Here is a 17,629-nt window from a genome sequence, read left to right as displayed (position 1 = left end):
TTGAGGTCAGTGAAAAATACAATCTTACACGGCGCCGCGCAAGGCTTCACGCTCGACCAGCACGGTGTCGGTACCATCGGTCAGCCACACCTGGCCATCCTGGATCGTGCATTGCAGCGCCATCGAGCGTGACGCCATCTTCTCGAGCTGGGCGCTGATGTCGGCCGGGATGTTGATCACGCTGACGTTTTTCGCGCGCTCGATCTTGTTGGCGATGCCCTTGAACCAGATACTGCTCGTCGCGCTGTAGCTGTAGACGATCACTTTCTCGGCGCGGCCGGCCGCCTTCAGCAGGCGCTTTTCATCGGGCTGGCCCACTTCGATCCACAGGTCGATGGCGCCGGTGAGGTCCTTGAGCCACAGTGCCGGCTCATCGACGTCGAACAGGTCTTTCGTGAACGCCAGCGCCGGGTCGGCGTGCAGCGCGTAGGCCAGCACGCGGATCATCACGCGCTCTTCGGTCTCGGACGGATGCCGGGCGATCGTCAGGCTGTGTTCCTGGTAATAGTTGCGGTCCATGTCGGCAATCGACAGGTCAGCCTTGTAGATGGTCGCTTTGATAGCCATTGGTGCGGTGCTTTGAACGGATTGATCGGTAGAGGAACCCGCTATTGTCGCATGCGCAGCGCGCGCCGGGCGACGGCGCGGTATAGACTTCCTGGCACAGATCATCCAACCAGCCAGGGAGACCCGCATGACCGACACCTTTCCACCCAATCAGCAATTCCTGCTCGCTGCCCGCCCGGTCGGGCTGCCGCAGGCCCACGACTGGCAACTGCACGAACAGGCGGTGCCGGCGCCCGCTGAGGGCGAGATCGTGGTCAAGGTACTTTATTTGTCGCTCGACCCGGCCATGCGTGGCTGGATGAACGAAGGCAAATCGTATATCCGCCCGGTTGCCATCGGCGAAGTCATGCGCGCCGGCGGGCTGGGCGTCGTGGTGGCGTCGCGCTCGCCCCGCTTTGCGGTGGGCGACCATGTGGCCGGCGGCACTGGCGTACAGCGCTACTGGTCCGGCCCCGCCGATGACAAGAACGCCAGTTTCGTCAAAATTGATCCACGCATTGGCAACCTTACTGCGTGGCTGAACCTGCTCGGCATGCCTGGCATGACGGCGTACTTCGGCCTGCGTGAGGTCGGCCAGGCCAAGGCCGGCGACACGGTCGTTGTTTCGGGCGCGGCCGGCGCCGTCGGCATGACCGTGGGCCAGGTCGCCAAACGCATGGGGTGCCGCGTGGTCGGCATTGCGGGCGGCGCCGAGAAGTGCCGCTTCGTCGTCGAGCATTTGGGTTTTGATGCCTGCATCGATTACAAGGCGGGCGGCCTGCACGCGGCGCTCAAGCAGCATTGCCCGCAAGGTGTGGACGTCTATTTCGACAATGTCGGCGGCGACATCCTCGACGCCGTCCTCACGCGCATCAACCTGAAGGCGCGGATCGTGATCTGCGGCGCGATCTCGCAATACAACGCCACGGCGCCCGTCAAGGGGCCGGCGAACTACCTGGCGCTGCTGGTGAACCGCGCGCGGATGGAAGGCATGGTGGTGTTCGACTACGCCCCGCGCTACCACGAGGCTGTGGCCGAACTGGGCACATGGCTGGCGGCGGGCGAAATCACCAGCCACGAGCACGTGGTCGACGGCTTCGAACAATTCCCGCAGGCGCTCCTGATGCTGTTCGAGGGCCGCAACCTGGGCAAGCTGGTGTTGAAGGTGGCCGACGCCTAGGCACACCGCAGTTGCCGCTGGCCTGCCCTTGCACGAAAACGGTGGAACTAACGCTCACCACGTCTCTCTAAACACGAGCGCGCATCCTCTGTGCGCGCTCGTGGCATTCGGGCACGACCTCTATCACTGACAGCCCAAGGGCAGAAGGAGATCGACATGGCGACCAGCAAAGAGAACAGCAAGGGCACGACTACCGGCACTGCCCAGAAAAGCGGGCAACCGGCAAAGCGGGGTTTTGCAGCGATGGACCAGAACCAGCAGCGCGAAATCGCCAGCAAGGGCGGCCAGGCAGCGCACCAGAAAGGCACGGCGCACGAATTCGATTCCGAAGAAGCGCGCCGCGCCGGCCAGAAAGGCGGTGAAGCCGTCAGCCGCAACCGCGCGCACATGGCCGACATCGGCCGCAAGGGTGGCGAGAGCCGGCAGTCAGCCCAACGCGCGGCGGCAGCGGCGCTGGCCGACAAAGGCAATCGCCAGGGCAAGGACAGCTGATCTTGTCCGCGTCGTTTCCTGCCAGCGCGGGAGCGACGCGTTTGCGCAATATGTCTGCGCCAGCCCGCTCCCTGCGCCGGTCCGCTCCCTGCGCAGGCCCGCTCCCGGCGCCGGCCGGCTCCCGACAACGGCCGTCACCCCACGTCCTGGCCAACCATTCGGGCACGGCACCACCCCCTGTGGTACATTGCCCGGCTTATGCAAACGCTGAAATACCTGACCGCCTACCCCGAGCAACTGCGCACGCAGGTCAGCGACCTGATCGCACAGAACCGCCTTGGCGACACGCTGCGCCAGCGCTATCCGGCGCCGCACGGCATTCGCACCGACCGCGCGCTGTACGACTATGTACAAGACCTGAAAGACGAGTACCTGCGCCAGGCCGCGCCAGTGTCAAAAGTGGCCTTCGACAGCAAGATCCAGGTGGTCCAGCATGCGCTCGGCTTGCACACGGCCATCTCGCGGGTTCAGGGCGCGCGCCTCAAGGCCAAGCACGAGATCCGTATCGCCAGCCTGTTTCGCGATGCGCCGCTGCCGTTTTTGCGCATGATCGCCGTGCACGAACTGGCGCACCTGAAAGAAAAAGAACACGACAAGGCGTTCTACAAGCTGTGCAGCTGGATGGAACCGGCCTATCACCAGCTGGAGTTCGACGTACGGCTGTACCTGACCTGGCTCGATCTGGCCGGCGCACGCTTGTGGGAAGTCGAACCAGCAGTGCTTTCGCGTTGATGCTACCATGCGCAACTAACGTTGCACATGCGCAACAAAAATCCTCGCCAATTGTCTGTCTTGTCGTGCTCCGCTCGACTTTGAACGTGTGCTTCGCTAGAGTCGTCAGGTTCTGGCCCGGCGTCACCCGACACCATACAGGCCCTTGGCGCCAACATCTCATCACATGCTTTCGCACTATTTTCCCGGCACGCTATTGCCTGCCGCATTTGCCACTTGTGTGCTCGCCTGCACGCCGCTATATGCACAGGCGCAGACACCAGAACAGGCACAGGCCGCCAACCCGGCGCCTGACATGGCCGCAGCTCCCACGTGGAAGCTGTCTGGCTTCGGCACGCTCGGCGTGGTCCATTCGAACAGCCGTGAGGCCGATTTCAGCTCGTCCATCCTGCGTGCCAGTGGCGCCGGCTTGTCCGGTTCGTGGAGCCCGAACGTCGACAGCCGTCTCGGCGCCCAGCTCGACGTCAGCCAGGGCGCCTGGTCGGGCGTGCTGCAGGTGATCAGCGAGCAGCGCCTCGACCACAGCTACCATCCGCGGATCGAATGGGCCAATATCAAGTACCAGATGACGCCCGATCTCGCCGTGCGCGTTGGCCGCATTGCACTGCCGGTCTTTCTCGGCGCCGAATCGCGCAAGGTCGGCTACACCATTCCCTGGGTGCGCACGCCGGTCGAAGTCTACGGCGCACTGCCGATTTCAAGCAGCGACGGGGTCGACGCGACCTGGCGCTGGAATGCGGGCGCGGTGCGCCATGCAACCCAGGTGTTTTCGGGCAGTACCGACCAGGATCTGGGTTACGGCCTGCAAATCGACGCCAAGAACATCCTGGGCCTGTCGCACAGCATCGACTATGGCCCGCTGACCGTGCGCCTGTCGGCAGCACGCGCGCGCCTGAACACCGACATCGCCGCGGACCTGTTCGCAGGCCTGCGCATGTTCGGCCCGCAGGGCCAGATGCTGGCCGAGCGTTACGCCATCGTCGATAAGCGCGTCTCGATGATCAGCGCCGGCGCCAGCTACGACCCCGGCGCCTGGTTCGTGACCGCTGAAACGGGACGCACCCGCACCGACTCGCTGCTCGGTGGCGGCACCTCGGTGTATGTCGGCGCCGGCTGGCGCCAGGGCGCATTTACGCCCTACGTCGGTTATGCGCAGATCCGCGCCGACGTGGCGACGTCCGACCCCGGCCTGTCACTCGCAGGCCTGCCCCCGCCGGTCGCCGCCGGCGCCGCCCAGATCAACGGCGCGCTGAACATGCTGCTGGCGACGATTCCGATCCAGACCACCTGGAGCACCGGCGTGCGCTGGGACGTCGCCGCTGACGTCGCCCTCAAGCTGCAGTTCGAGCAAGTGCGCCCGCGCGGCGGCTCGCGCGGCACCCTGATCAATTCCACGCCTGCGTTTCGTTCGGATCGCACGGTCAACGTGACCAGCATTGCGCTGGACTTTGTCTTTTGACGCCGATGAAAACACGCCTCGGTACTTACTCCCGCCAGATGCTGGTCCTGTGCACGCTGTGCTTCGTCGCCACGAGCGCGTCGGCCGAACTGGTCGTCATCGTCTCCAGCCGCAACCCGAACCCGGTGCTCAACGCCGAGCAGGTCAGCGCCATCTTCCTCGGCCAGACCGGCAGCTTCCCGGATGGCGCGGCCGCTGTCGCCATCGACCAGGGGCTGGGCGCAGCGCAGCGCGACCTGTTCTATCGCCAGCTCACCGGCAAGAGCCCGGCGCTGCTCAAGGCCCACTGGTCCAAGATGGTGTTCACCGGCCGCGGCCAGCCGCCACGCGAAGCCGCCAGCGACGCCGCCGTGCGCCGCATGGTGGCCGACAATCCGTCGATGATCGGCTACATCGAGCGCGCCGCGCTCGACCCGTCGGTGCGCCCCGTGCTGGTGCTGCAGTGAGCACGCCGTGAACATGCTCGCGCGTCCTAGCGGGCCGGCGCTGGCCGCCGGCGACGAACCGTCGGCCGCCGCGCCGCGCGCGCGCGGCCGGCTGGCGCGCTGGCTTGCGCTGGCGCTCGAGACGCACATCTCGTTGCCGCTGTTTGCGCTGGCGCTGCTGGGCGCGATGTGGTTCGGCACCCTGCACGTGATCGACGCCGAGCGCCGTACCGCCATCGCGGCCACCCGCGACGCCACCCAGGAACTGCTCGACACCTATGAAGCGCAACTGGCGCGCAGCCTGAGCGCAATCGACCAGACCCTGCGCGTGCTGAAGTACGCCGTCGAGCAGAACGGCCCGACCGGCGCCTTGCCCGCACTCGAAGCCAAGGGTCTGCTGCCGCCCGGCCTCGTGTTCCGGGTGGAGATCAGCGATGCCAGCGGGCGCATCGTCGCCAGCAATCCGGCATCGAAGGGCCGCAACCTGGCCGGTAGCGCGTGGTTCGAATTCCATCGCCAGACGCGCGACGACGTGCCATTCGTCAGCCTGACGAACCTGAGCGAGTCGTCGCACGAACCGATCGTCCATTTTTCGCGCCGTATCAACGATGCCAGCGGCCACTTTGCCGGCGTGGCCGTCGTGGCGCTCGACCCGGCCTATTTCACCAGCGGCTACGAACGCTCGCGCCAGGGCGATCGCGGCCTGCTCGGCATGGCGGGCACGGACGGCGTGCTGCGCGCACTGCGCATCGGCGAAACCGTCTCGTGGGGCCAGCGCTTTGCACTGGGCGTGAACGGCGGCGTGGCAGCCGGCACGCGCGCGCGCGGCGCCCCCGTGCTCGGGGACGAAGCCCGCACCGTCGCCAGCCGCTCGATGAACAGTTTCCCGCTGGTCGCGGTGGCCGGTTTGTCCGAAGCCGAACAGATGGCCGGGTTCTACCAGGGACGACGCGCCTGGTTGCTCGGTGCGGGTGCGGCCAGCGCGCTCTTGATCGCCGTCGTGATCCTGGTCAGCGCCTGGTCATGGCAGCTCGCCAAGGCGCGCCGGCGCGAACGGCTGGCGCAGGAAACCTACGCCGCCGCATCCGAAGCCAGCCCTGACGCCTTCTTCGTGCTGCGCACCGTGTTCGGTCCACGCGGCGAGGTACGCGATTTCGTCGTTGCTACCACCAACAGCCGGGCCGAGCGTTTCACCAGCCTTACCAAGCACCAGATGGCCGCCAAGCCGATCTCGGGCCTGCTGCCGCCATCGATCAGTCAATCCGTCTTTGACGATCTGTCGGCGGTGGCGCGCGACGGCATTGCGCGCGAAACGGAATGGCAGGCGCAGACCCTGCCCCAGCCCGGTGTCTGGCTGCACCGCCAGGCCGTGGCCGTCGAAGGCGGCGTGGTGGTGATCGTGCGCGACATCACCGAGCGCAAGATGGGCGAACAGCGCATCCGTCACCTGGCCCACCACGATGACCTGACCGGCCTGCCCAACCGCAGCCTGCTGCGCGAACGCCTGGGCCAGGCGATCGTTACCGCCGCCGGGGCGGGACAAGCGGTTGGCCTGGCGTTCATCGACCTCGATGGCTTCAAGCTGGTCAACGACACGCTGGGCCACAATGCCGGCGACGAACTGCTCAAGGTGGTCGGCGCGCGCATGCACCGCTGCCTGCGCCGCGACGACACGCTGGCGCGCTTCGGCGGCGACGAATTCGTGATCCTGCTGCCGGAACTGGCGGGCGACCCGATGGCGATCGCGCCATTGCTCGAACGGGTGCGCGAAGCGGTCACCGAGCCGGTGCTGGTCGAGGGCCAGGAAGTCCAGGTCAGCTGCAGCATTGGCGTGACGTTCTACCCGCGCGACGGCGCCAGCGCCAATGCGCTGATGATGCACGCCGACGTGGCCATGTACCGCGCCAAGGAATTGGGCAGCAACAACGTGCAGTACTACGTCAGCGAAATGAACGAGAGCGTCGACGAGAAACTCGTGCTGCTCGAAGGCCTGCGCGCGGCGATCGACACCTGCGCCGAAGACTATCCGGGCCCGTGCCAGTTCCAGCTGCTGTACCAGCCGAAAATCGACCTGCGCACGAATTGCCTGTTCGGCGTCGAGGCGCTGATTCGCTGGCACCATCCGGAGCAGGGCCTGGTCTCGCCGCTGCGCTTCATCGGTCTGGCCGAAGAGAGTGGCCTGATCGTGCCGATCGGCGACTGGGTGCTGCGCACCGCCTGCGCCCAGGCCCAGGCCTGGCGCATGGAGGGTCTGCCGCCAGTGAGCGTGTCGGTCAATGTCTCGGCGCGCCAGTTCGAAGACAAGCGTCTGGTCGAACGCGTCGCTGACGCCCTGCGCGCCAGCGGCCTGCCGGCCGACGGCCTCGAAGTCGAGGTGACCGAAAGCCTGATCATGCGCGACCTGGGCCGCTCGGTCGACAAGATGCGCGAGCTCGAGGCGATGGGCGTGGCGCTGTCGATCGACGACTTCGGCACCGGCTACTCGAGCCTGTCGGCGCTCAAGTCATTCCCGATCAGCCGCCTCAAGATCGACAAATCGTTCGTCGCCGATCTTGCCGATTCGCCGGACGACCAGGCGATTGCGATGGCCGTGATCTCGCTGGGCCACAAGCTCGACCTGCGCGTGATCGCCGAAGGCGTCGAGACCGAGCAGCAGCGTGACTTCCTGCGCGCCAACGACTGCGACGAAATGCAGGGTTACCTGTTCAGCCGTCCGCTCCCGGCCGGCGAGATTGCCCGCCTGCTCGCAGACGGCGCAGGAGACGCGCATGCCCCCTGCCCCGAGTAATACCAGCACGGATGCAGCGCCGTCCCAGGACGCGCTGATGCTGCGCCGCATGCGCAACTACTGGTTCGCCACCGCCATGCTGTACGTGGCCACCATGGGCCTGCTGGCGGCGCAGGTCGGGGCCGGCTACACGCCGCGCGGCCCCGCACTGGTGCTCAGCATCATCGCCGCGTGCGGCACGCTTGCGTTCTATGCGCTGATCCGCTTCAGCACGCGGCTGAAGATCGCACCCGACATGCTCGCCGCGCTGCAGTCGCTGTTTGCCATCGGCTGCACCATCGCCGGCTATGCGATTGCCGGCCCGCTGCGCGCCTCGCTGCTGAGCATGCTGGTGGTGGCGATCGCGTTCTGCACCTTTGCCATGCACCCGCGCCGCGCACTGCTGCTGGCCGGCGCCGCACTGGCAGGCATGGCCTGCATCATGTGGTATCTGCAGGCAGTCGATCCGCGGGGCCACCCGCCCGCGGTCGAAGCGATGAGCTTCGGCTACCTGGCTGCCGCCTTGCTGGCAACCACGCTGCTCGCCAGCGAAATGACCAAGCTGCGCCGGCGCATGAAGGCCAGCCGGCAGGAACTGCTGGCGGCGCTCGAGACCATCCGCCTGCTGGCCACGGTCGACGAATTGACGTCGCTGGCGAACCGTCGCCACATGAACGAATTGCTGGGCGCAGAAGAACGGCGTTCGGCGCCGACGGCCAGCTGCGTGGCACTGCTCGACCTCGACCTCTTCAAGCAGGTCAACGACCAGTATGGCCACGCGGTGGGTGACGCGGTGCTGCGCGGGTTTGCCGGCGCGGCCCACGGCGCGCTGCGCGAACACGACACGCTGGCACGCTGGGGTGGAGAGGAATTTTTATTGCTGCTGCCCGACGCCACGGCGCAGGCGGCGCGCCAGGTGCTCGAGCGCATCGTCACGCGCGTGCACGCGCTGCAGGTCGACGGCCTCGATCCGGCGCGCAGGATCAGCTTTTCGGCCGGCCTGGCCGAACGCCGCAATGGCGAACCGTTCATGGAAGCGATCAGCCGCGCGGACAAGGCTCTGTACCGGGCCAAGGCGGCGGGACGCGACCGGATCGAAGCCGACTAGCCTTTCAATTCGTCGGCGGCGGCCGCCGGCAGGCTGGACGCCAACGCCAGCGGCGCCGCCGCGCGCAGGCGCTGGATCAGCAGGTCGGGATCGCTGTCGGCGATCATCAGGTTTTCGTGCTCGGGCCGCACGAACCCTTCGGCCACCTGGTGGCCCACGAAGGCGCGCAGGCCGTCATAAAAGCCGTTCACGTTCAACAGGCCAATCGGCTTGGCGTGAATACCCAACTGGGCCCAGGTCACCATTTCAAACAATTCTTCCAGCGTGCCCATCCCGCCGGGCATCGCAATAAAACCTTCGGACAGGTCGGCCATCATCGCCTTGCGCTCGTGCATGTCCTTGACGACAAACAGGCGCGTCAGGCCCGCGTGGCCGACTTCGCGTTCGACCAGCGCGCGCGGGATGACGCCGGTGGCTTCCCCGCCCAAACGCAGCACTTCATCGGCGATCACGCCCATCAAGCCGACCTTGCCGCCGCCATACACGAGGCTGATGTTGTGGTCGACCATCGCGCGGGCCAGCAGGCGCGCGGCGTCGGCGTAGACAGGGTTGACGCCATGCGCGGCGCCGCAGTAGACAGCAAGGGTTTTCATCGTAGACATTTTCAGAGGAAATCAGCGCCGGGCCGGGCATCGGCCGACAGTTTTTTCAGGTAATCGTCAGAGAGCTTCTCGAACAGCACGCGCGTCTCGCCATTCAGGTAGGGGCCGATCATCGACAGCACCTGGTAGCAGCCGCGCGCAAGCGCGTCGGCAATCGCCTGCTGCTCGCTGTATTTGCGGGGATTGCGCACGTATTCGAACGAGAGCCAGTAAGTTGCCACCACCACCATATTGGTGGCCATCGCGCCGATCTGCTGGTCGGACGCGTCGAGCGAACCTTCGCTGCGCAAGTCTTCGCACAGCTGGCGCGCGACCTTGATCTTGTGCGCGTGGATGGCCTTGAAGTGCAGTTCGAGCTTGCGGTTGCGCGACAGCAGATCGTTCAGGTCGCGGTAGAAGAAACGGTAGCGCCAGATCAGCTTGAACATATGGTGCAGGTACAGCCACACGTCTTCCATGTTCGAGCGGCGCCCGGCCGGCACCGTCAGGATGCGCTCGATCTCCGCCTCGAACTGGACGAAAATCGAGTTGACGATATCATCCTTGTTGCGGAAATGGTAGTACAGATTGCCGGGCGAGATGTTCATCTCCTCGGCAATGACGGTGGTCGTGATATTGGGCTCGCCAAACTCGTTGAACAGCCTGAGCGAGAGCTCGAGGATGCGTTCACGGGTCCGGCGCGGTGCTTTTTGTTGCATGTAGGCCGCTGTTCGTGTTTGTTCCCGCAAGGATATCATCGAACGGTCGTTCTAACGAGCAATCTACCGGCTGACCTGACTGACCCCCATGCCGCGCGCGCTCTGCAGACGAAACGCTTCGTCGAGCTGCTCGCGCAGCGCCCGCGCGCCGAGTGGCTTGATGTAATGGCCATCGGCCACGCCACTTTTGATGGCTGCTTCGATGTCGGTCAGGTCTGGCTGGCCCGACAGCATCAGGCGCACCGTGTTCGGGTACCGCGCCGCCGCCTCGGCCAGCACCTCGGTACCGCGCATGCCGGGCATGGCCTGGTCGCACAGGATGACTTCGACCGGTTCGTGCGACAGCACCTGGAGCGCCTCTTCGCCCGAGCAGGCGCTGAGGACGCGGTACGGCTGGCCGATCAGCATGTCGTTGAGCACGCCGAGCATGAAACGGTCGTCGTCGACCAGCAGCAGCGTGCGACCGCCGGCGTCGGGCGTGGCAGCGGCGGCCATGGTGTCATTGGCCGCCATCGTCGTGACTGGGGGCGGCGCTGCAGCCGCTGCGGGCGCAGCCGCTGGTGCGGTGGTCAGGAAGGCCTCGAGCTCGGCCACGAAACTTTCGGGTTCGATCGGCTTGCTGATATAGCCATCGAAGCCGGCGGCCAGGACTTTTTCGCGATCCCCCGTCATCGCCAGCGCGGTTACGGCCAGGATCGGCACACCAGCCAGCGCCGGGTCACCCTTCAGTTCGGCCAGGACGGCAAACCCGTCCATGCCAGGCAGGTTCACGTCACAGGCAATCAGGTCGGGGCGCTCGCTGCGCGCAGCGGCCACGCCGCGGGGGCCGTCGGCCGCACTCAGTGGCGCGTGACCATAGGCGCTGAGCAGGAACGACATCAGTTCGATGTTGGCCGGGTTGTCTTCGATGATCAGGATGCGCGCCACTGGATACTCCGAAGGATGCGTTATTGACATCACTGTACCACGCTCGGGCGCGGGGTGGATTCACGCAGCGCCGTGCAAAACAGGCGGTGCCGGACAGGCCGTTTGCAGGCGACCGATCTCGTCCATGACGACCGCCAGCACGCGCCGGTTACGCCCCAGCGCAACGTGGCCGACGCCGCCCAGTTCGATGTTGCGCGCGCCCGCCAGATGCGATGACGTCTGGGGCGCCACGATATTGTCGTGGTGCGTGTAGATCGACGTGATGCGCGCGCGCGTGGCGGCATCTTCGTGCGCGGCGAGCTCGTCCAACCATGTGCAGGCGGGCCCGTCGACACCCGCGCGCCGCATCTGCAAAGCGTTGGTGCCGATCCCGAACGCCGCCATGCAGGTGCCGTGGTGCGGTGTACCGAGCGTGATGACGCGCGCCGCATGCGCGCTGCCATGGCGGCGCAGCCAGGCGCGCGCGGCCAGGCCGCCCATGCTGTGGCCGACGACGATGACCTGCTGCGCGCCGGCCTCGCGCCGCAACCGTGTTGCGCCCTCTTCGATCGCATCGGCAAAGCCGTCGATGTCGCCCGTCAGCGGTTCCAGATCGAGCGCGGCGTGGCTGATCCCGGCCGCATCGAGCCGCGGCGTCAGGTGCGCCCAGTAGCCGCTGTTGCAACCGTAGCCGTGCAGCAGCAGGACCGGGAGCGTGCTGCCATCAGGATGGATGCATATACGCGCTCGCGCGCGCGGCATGTGCCAGGAACTGGTCAGCATGCTGGCGCCGAACTCTTCGCCGAACATCCGCACCGCGGCCACCACGCCGATCCGATATTGCGGCGGCGTGGGACTGGCAACGCGCCAGCTCATCACGAAATTGTTTGCGTTGATCGCCAGGCGCACCAGCACCACGCTCGCCAGACCGATGGCGGCGGCTTGCCACGGCGCGGCGCCGGCCCGGGCGACAGCCGCGCCGATGGCGCAGGCGACCAGCACCTGCACGAGCAGGACCAGGCGCAGCAACTGGCGCGAACTCATGCCGGCCGCCTGTTCGGGGCGCTGGCGCGGCGTGGGGCCGGATCGGTACGGGCGGTGTCCATGATGCGAGTATAGGCCTGGCGTGCCAAGCACATCAACGGGGTGGCACGTCCTTCAGGATCGCGCGGGCGATGCCGCGCAGGATGTTGACTTCTTCAAGCTCCAGGCCACCGCGCGCAAACATGCGTTTGATGCGCGGCATCAGCTTTTTCGGGTTGTCGGCATTCAAAAAACCGATCGCGATCAGGGCCTGTTCGAGGTGCGCGTACATGCCGTCGATCTGGGTCACGGTGGCGGCATCGCCCTGGAAGCCGACGCCACGCGTATCGGGCGCGCCGCTGACGCAAGTCATGCGCGCCTCGTAGGCCAGCACCTGGGCCGCCTGCGACAGGTTCAGCGACGAATAGTCGGGATTGGCCGGGATGTTGATCAAGACATTACAGCGCTCGACGATATCGTTCGGCAGCCCGACGCGCTCGTTGCCGAACACGATGGCCGCGCGCAGCTCGGGGCTGGCGCCGGCGTGCTCGGCGAACGCGCGCGGGGTCCACACCGGGGGCGAGAATTCGCGCAATCTGGCCGAGACGGCGGCGGCGAAGTTGCAGCCGTCGAGCGCAGCTCCGATATCGGGCACGACCCGTGCGTTGTTCAGGACGTCGCCCGCGCCGCTGGCAAAGGCGACGGCTTCCGGGTCATTGACGAAGTCGGCGCATTTCGGCGTGACCAGCACCAGATCGGTAAAGCCCATTGTTTTCATCGCACGCGCGACCGAGCCGATGTTGCCGGCGCGGCTTGTTTCGACGAGGACGAAACGCAAACGGCCGAACAGCGGCGGCGAGGGCAAAGAAGAAGTGTCGGTTTGGGTCGGGTTCATTTACAATAGCGACCATCGCGTGGTGCGGACGGTTTTACGGTAGCGGGGGCAAGCCCCGGATTGTAACGGGTTCCAGTACCACCCTGCTCTTTAATCACTCTTCAATAGCTGATCGTTCACGGCGCCCCATCGGTGCGTGAGTGGGCGTTCGCGTTCTTACGGAAAAGCCTCCATGCACCCAATGCTCAACACGGCCATCAAGGCCGCCCGCCGCGCCGCCACCGTCATCAACCGTGCGTCCTTCGACATCGACCGCATCGTCGTTTCAGAAAAGCAACATAACGATTTCGTTACCGACGTCGACCAGGCGGCGGAGCATGAAATCGTCGAAACGCTGCTCAAGGCGTATCCGGGCCATGCCATTCTGGCCGAAGAAAGCGGTGCATCAGCCAATCTGAACGACGAGAGTGAAAACGTGTGGATCATCGACCCGATCGATGGCACCACCAACTTCCTGCACGGCTACCCCAACTACTGCATCTCGATCGCGCTCAAGCAGCGCGGCGTGATCACGAACGGCCTGGTCTACGACCCGGTCCGCAACGACCTGTTCACCGCCACCAAGGGCGGCGGCGCCTACCTGAACGACAAGCGTATCCGCGTGCGCAGCACCGAGCGCATCGGCCGCGCCCTGCTGTCGTCGGGCCACGGTCCGGATCCACGCGCACTGGCCGAATACCTGCGCATGTACGAAGTCGTTGCCTCGCGCAGCCACGGCGTGCGCAGCGGCGGTTCGGCTGCACTGGAACTGGCCAACGTGGCCGCCGGCCGCATCGACGGCTTCTTTGAAAAGAACCTGAAGATCTGGGACATCGCCGCCGGCGCCCTCCTGGTCACCGAAGCAGGCGGCATCGTCGGTGAGTTCAGCGGCGAATCCGATTACCTGAACAAGGGCGACGTGATCGCCGCCGGTCCGAAGGTTTTCGGCGCGCTTGTCCCGCTGTTGTCGCCTTTCGCGTAAAATACACGTTGTAACAATCAGGCCACTCGCAGGCGGTGCTTGCCAGTGGCCTGTGTTTTTGTACAATACGTTACAGAGTTCTGCATCAAATACTTTCTACAGTGAAATACACTTCACTATAATCCCTGCCAGCCGCCTTTGCGGCAGCGTCCGGGCGCCCGCTAGCTTGCGCGCCTGCATCGATCAATCCGATTCCAGGACTGCCGCCAAGCATGGCGACGGGCCGCTTTTTTACTGAAAAAATCTATGTCATTTTCTTCACTTGGTCTTTCTGACGCGATCGTGCGCGCGGTAACCGAACAAGGCTACACCGCCCCGACCCCGATCCAGAGCCAGGCCATTCCAACCGTGCTGAACGGCGGCGACCTGCTCGCCGGCGCCCAGACCGGTACCGGCAAGACCGCCGGCTTCACGCTGCCGATCCTGCATCGCCTGTCGAACGACACGATCGGCGCAGCGCAGAAAAACAAGACTTCGCCACGCGTGATCCGCGCACTGGTCCTGACCCCGACCCGCGAACTCGCGGCTCAGGTCGAGGAAAGCGTGCGCCTGTATGGCACGTACACGAACCTGAACTCGGCCGTCATCTTTGGCGGCGTCGGCATCAATCCACAGATCAAGCTGCTCAAGCATGGCGTCGACATCCTCGTCGCCACGCCGGGCCGTCTGCTGGACCACGCTGGCCAGGGCACCGTTGACCTGTCGAAAGTCGAAATCCTGATCCTGGACGAAGCCGACCGCATGCTGGACATGGGCTTCATCCACGACATCCGCAAAGTGCTGGCGCTGCTGCCGGCCAAGCGCCAGAACCTGCTGTTCTCGGCCACGTTCTCGGAAGAGATCAAGACGCTGGCCGATCGCCTGCTGAACAACCCGCAGATGATCGAAGTGGCGCGCCGCAACTCGACCGTCGAAGTCATCGCACAAAAGATCCACCCGGTCGACCGCGACAAGAAGCACCCGCTGCTGTCGCACCTGATCAAGGCGAACAACTGGACGCAGGTGCTGGTCTTCACGCGCACCAAGCACGGCGCCAACAAGCTGGTCGAGCAGCTGGGCAAGGACAGCATCGGCGCGATGGCGATCCACGGCAACAAGAGCCAGTCGGCACGTACCAAGGCGCTGGCCGAGTTCAAGGACGGCAGCCTGCAGGTGCTGGTCGCTACCGACATCGCCGCGCGCGGGATTGACATCGACCAGTTGCCACACGTGGTGAACTACGACCTGCCGAACATCCCGGAAGACTACGTCCACCGCATTGGCCGCACGGGCCGTGCCGGCGCAACGGGTGAAGCGGTGTCGCTGGTGTGCGTGGACGAACACCAGATGTTGAAAGACATCGAAAAGCTCATCAAGCAAACGCTGCCGCGCGAAGTCATCGAAGGCTTTGAGCCCGACATGAACGCCAAGCCACAACCGATCCAGCTGCGCAGCGGCGCCCCAGGCCACACCGGCCGCGGCGGCCGTCCGGGCGGTGGCAATGGTGGTGGCCGTGGCAACGGCGGCGGCGGCGGCGGCGGTGGCGGTGGCGGCAACAAGCCCCGCGCGCCCGGCGGCGCCCCCGCAGCCGCAAAACGCAGCGGTCCCCGCCCCGCCTCAGCAGTCCGCCGCGACCGCTAACCCGATTAGGGCTTAATTAGGGTCAGAGTCGAATTATCGGGAAAGATTGTCACAACGCCCGCCAATTCGACTTCACCCAAAGGTCAATGTCGCAAAAGCTCTTACCCAATAATGAGGGTCAGAGTCGAATTGTTTGACAACTTTAAAAGTTGTCATTTAATTCGACTCTGACCCTCATTGTTTTTTTCTCCAATCGGCACCCGACATCGTGAATACGCAGCATCGCCATTGCGTCTCTGAAAGATCTGGCATGGTCAGCCGCTTTTTGTTTCTCCAAAGCTCATTTGCGCGCCTGATTTAATTAGGGTCAGAGTCGAATTATCGAGCATGATCCCCAGAAGAATTGAACAGAAGCTTTTGCTCTCGCAGGGTTCCTGAAAGTCAATTACGCATTAAATAGGGTCAGAGTCGAATTGAATGACAACTTAAAAAGTTATCAAACAATTCGACTCTGACCCTCATTGTTTATTGGGATGGGGGAATGACTTGGTGTTGATGAATAACAAATGGGGATCAGCACGGGGTGGGAAGAATGGGACTTCCAGGGGCGTGGTGAGGAGGTGGTATGGAGCACAGGGTGATGTTGCGGGTTGGGGTCGTGCTTGGGTTGGTATTGGCAGGATGTGCTTCGCCAGGCACGGTCAGCCTGGTGGAAGTCCGGGAATTTGCGGATACGTCGGCCAAGCTGGGCGGTTATGCGGAGTTGTCGCGGCGGTATCGGGATACCTATCAGCGGGAACTGCCGTATTTGTCGCCACAGGCCGAACGCGTCGCACGCGATACCGATGCCAGGCGACAGGCGGTGTTCGATGATTTTGTGGCGATCCAGAAGACGCTTGTCCTGTATATGCAGACGCTGGGTTTGCTCGCAGGAGATGCGAGATACGATTTATCCGGGCGCGTCGACGAGTTGGGCCATGGGATCGGCGCCATGACCGATTCCGGGCTGACGCAGCGCCATGTGGCTGCCTATGCCGGGATGACGCGCCTGCTGACGCGGGTGATTACGTCCCATTACCAGAATCAGCACGTCGACACGATGGTGCGTGATGGAGATGCTGACGTACAAGCGCTGATTGAGGCCATGATTGTTCTCACCCGCATTTATGAAAAAGCCAACGAGAACGAACAGAAAACCGTGCTGGGCAGCTTCAATGCAGAAATTCCGATGGCCAACCGTAATGCCGATCGCATGCTGGTGATGCTGGCCAAGGTGCATCTGCAGAACAAGACGGCTGAATACAAGCTGATCGACCGCCGCTACAAGCTGGCTCAGCAGGGCTTGACCAAGGTGGCGCTTGGCCACCAGAAAATGCGCGAGAACATGGACCATCTCGGCAGCGCGGAAACGCGGAGCATGCTGGCGGGCTATGTTCGCGACTTGCATTTGATCCGCAATGCTCTCAGCGACGATTAAAGGGAAACATCATGTCCACACCTTCCGATAGCAAGCCCAGGCAAGCAAACAGCGAGCCAAGCCCGACGCTACCGTTGATGACACCGCGTCTGCGAGCGGGGGCTACGGCGCCAACGCAAGCAGCCGATGCGGAGCGGGCTGCGACGGCAACCACGGCCGGGACACATGGCGCCTCACATTCACCTGCCATGCCCGCGCCTGATGTCGCCAATGCAGCGCGCATCAATGCGCTGTCGACCATGGAGCATGTGGTCGAGCTGGCTGACAGCGTGGTCCATATCGCGGATCAATTGCACGAGCGTATCTTGGAAGAGATTGCCTGCTACCAGGATCGAATCATGCCGGATAGCCAGAAGGCCGTCATGCATACATTGATGGACGATGAACTTTTGCTGCGTCAGCGTGCGCAAGCACTGTACGCCGAGGCAACTACCTACGTCATTCATGGTCTCGATCAACCACAACGACACTTGATGGCGTTGACAGCGGCGGCTGCAGAACAAATCCGGCACATCGGCGTCATCGCTGAAACCACCGGACTCGTTGGCGAGATTCTGTCACTCGTCGGCGGCATTGTCACCGGCCGGCTATCGCAGGTGGAAGCAGCACTGGAGAGCATCAAGCTTCATCACACCGCAATGAAGGCGCTCAAGCCGGCGCCCCAGGCCAAGACCTGAATACTGCGCAATTGAATGAACAGATAGCTTGCCGGCCGATGAGCGCGATCGCCGTACGCATGACACATGCGATGTCAAAGAACAATTGATCCGCCGCGATGCCGGCAACTTCTGCCGACTG

17 protein-coding genes are annotated in these 17,629 nt (G+C 64.4%); 11 read left to right on the top strand and 6 right to left on the bottom strand.

The features are described 5' to 3' along the window. Positions 1-24: 24 nt before the first annotated feature. A complete protein-coding gene (locus AC56LH_RS04870) occupies positions 25-567 on the bottom strand; it encodes a YaeQ family protein (protein WP_499644501.1) in 543 nt (180 codons plus the stop codon). A gap of 127 nt (positions 568-694) precedes the next feature. On the opposite strand from AC56LH_RS04870, the gene AC56LH_RS04865 reads away from it, so the two are divergent. The 7 genes from AC56LH_RS04865 (at position 695) to AC56LH_RS04835 (ending at position 8,709) form a co-directional block, all read left to right on the top strand. Continuing rightward, positions 695-1,726: an NADP-dependent oxidoreductase gene (locus AC56LH_RS04865; protein ID WP_499644500.1), complete on the top strand. Its 1,032-nt coding sequence runs from the start codon at positions 695-697 to the stop codon at positions 1,724-1,726. A 156-nt stretch (positions 1,727-1,882) separates the two neighbouring features. Next, positions 1,883-2,218, top strand: a complete 336-nt coding sequence (locus AC56LH_RS04860; RefSeq protein WP_499644498.1) for a KGG domain-containing protein — start codon at positions 1,883-1,885, stop codon at positions 2,216-2,218. 198 nt (positions 2,219-2,416) lie between these two features. Continuing rightward, positions 2,417-2,950 carry a YgjP-like metallopeptidase domain-containing protein gene (locus AC56LH_RS04855; protein WP_499644496.1) on the top strand — a complete coding sequence of 178 codons (534 nt, stop codon included), beginning with the start codon at positions 2,417-2,419 and terminating at the stop codon, positions 2,948-2,950. Positions 2,951-3,245: 295 nt separating this feature from the next. Continuing rightward, the gene (locus AC56LH_RS04850) at positions 3,246-4,409 is read left to right on the top strand and encodes a hypothetical protein (RefSeq protein ID WP_499644495.1); all 1,164 of its coding nucleotides are present in this window, start codon (positions 3,246-3,248) and stop codon (positions 4,407-4,409) included. Positions 4,410-4,414: 5 nt separating this feature from the next. Then, entirely contained in the window at positions 4,415-4,855 is a 441-nt protein-coding gene (locus AC56LH_RS04845) for a phosphate ABC transporter substrate-binding protein (protein WP_499644493.1), read from the top strand. Positions 4,856-4,868: 13 nt separating this feature from the next. After that, on the top strand, positions 4,869-7,622 hold the full coding sequence (locus AC56LH_RS04840) for a bifunctional diguanylate cyclase/phosphodiesterase (RefSeq protein WP_499644491.1): 2,754 nt from the start codon (positions 4,869-4,871) through the stop codon (positions 7,620-7,622). Further along, a complete protein-coding gene (locus AC56LH_RS04835) occupies positions 7,603-8,709 on the top strand; it encodes a diguanylate cyclase domain-containing protein (RefSeq protein WP_499644489.1) in 1,107 nt (368 codons plus the stop codon). The genes AC56LH_RS04840 and AC56LH_RS04835 overlap by 20 nt, the downstream gene beginning before the upstream one ends. Here the strand turns inward: AC56LH_RS04835 and AC56LH_RS04830 are convergent. The 5 genes from AC56LH_RS04830 to AC56LH_RS04810 form a co-directional block, all read right to left on the bottom strand. Next, positions 8,706-9,302 carry an LOG family protein gene (locus tag AC56LH_RS04830; protein ID WP_499644487.1) on the bottom strand — a complete coding sequence of 199 codons (597 nt, stop codon included), beginning with the start codon at positions 9,300-9,302 and terminating at the stop codon, positions 8,706-8,708. The genes AC56LH_RS04835 and AC56LH_RS04830 overlap by 4 nt on opposite strands. A gap of 11 nt (positions 9,303-9,313) precedes the next feature. Then, entirely contained in the window at positions 9,314-10,009 is a 696-nt protein-coding gene (locus AC56LH_RS04825; RefSeq protein WP_482898206.1) for a TetR/AcrR family transcriptional regulator, read from the bottom strand. 63 nt (positions 10,010-10,072) lie between these two features. Beyond that, positions 10,073-10,936, bottom strand: coding sequence for a response regulator (locus AC56LH_RS04820; protein ID WP_499644485.1), 864 nt, complete (start codon positions 10,934-10,936; stop codon positions 10,073-10,075). Positions 10,937-10,996: 60 nt separating this feature from the next. After that, positions 10,997-11,959, bottom strand: coding sequence for an esterase/lipase family protein (locus tag AC56LH_RS04815; protein ID WP_499644483.1), 963 nt, complete (start codon positions 11,957-11,959; stop codon positions 10,997-10,999). Positions 11,960-12,053: 94 nt separating this feature from the next. Next, positions 12,054-12,833 carry an RNA methyltransferase gene (locus tag AC56LH_RS04810; protein WP_499644481.1) on the bottom strand — a complete coding sequence of 260 codons (780 nt, stop codon included), beginning with the start codon at positions 12,831-12,833 and terminating at the stop codon, positions 12,054-12,056. Between the two features lie 181 nt (positions 12,834-13,014). Here AC56LH_RS04810 and AC56LH_RS04805 point away from each other — a divergent pair, with 181 nt between their 5' ends. The 4 genes from AC56LH_RS04805 (at position 13,015) to AC56LH_RS04790 (ending at position 17,508) form a co-directional block, all read left to right on the top strand. Continuing rightward, positions 13,015-13,794 carry an inositol monophosphatase family protein gene (locus AC56LH_RS04805; protein ID WP_183553544.1) on the top strand — a complete coding sequence of 260 codons (780 nt, stop codon included), beginning with the start codon at positions 13,015-13,017 and terminating at the stop codon, positions 13,792-13,794. Positions 13,795-14,040: 246 nt separating this feature from the next. Further along, positions 14,041-15,414, top strand: coding sequence for a DEAD/DEAH box helicase (locus tag AC56LH_RS04800; RefSeq protein WP_499644479.1), 1,374 nt, complete (start codon positions 14,041-14,043; stop codon positions 15,412-15,414). Between the two features lie 565 nt (positions 15,415-15,979). Beyond that, complete coding sequence (locus AC56LH_RS04795; protein WP_499644477.1) at positions 15,980-16,831, top strand: hypothetical protein; 852 nt, start codon at positions 15,980-15,982, stop codon at positions 16,829-16,831. An 11-nt stretch (positions 16,832-16,842) separates the two neighbouring features. Next, the gene (locus AC56LH_RS04790; RefSeq protein ID WP_499644475.1) at positions 16,843-17,508 is read left to right on the top strand and encodes a hypothetical protein; all 666 of its coding nucleotides are present in this window, start codon (positions 16,843-16,845) and stop codon (positions 17,506-17,508) included. The last annotated feature ends 121 nt before the right edge of the window (positions 17,509-17,629 follow it).

The sequence above is a fragment of the Telluria sp. LT1R51-2 genome, from assembly GCF_059685775.1.
The sequence above is the reverse complement of the archived record's forward strand: the minus strand, read 5'-3'. Positions and strand labels throughout refer to the sequence as shown.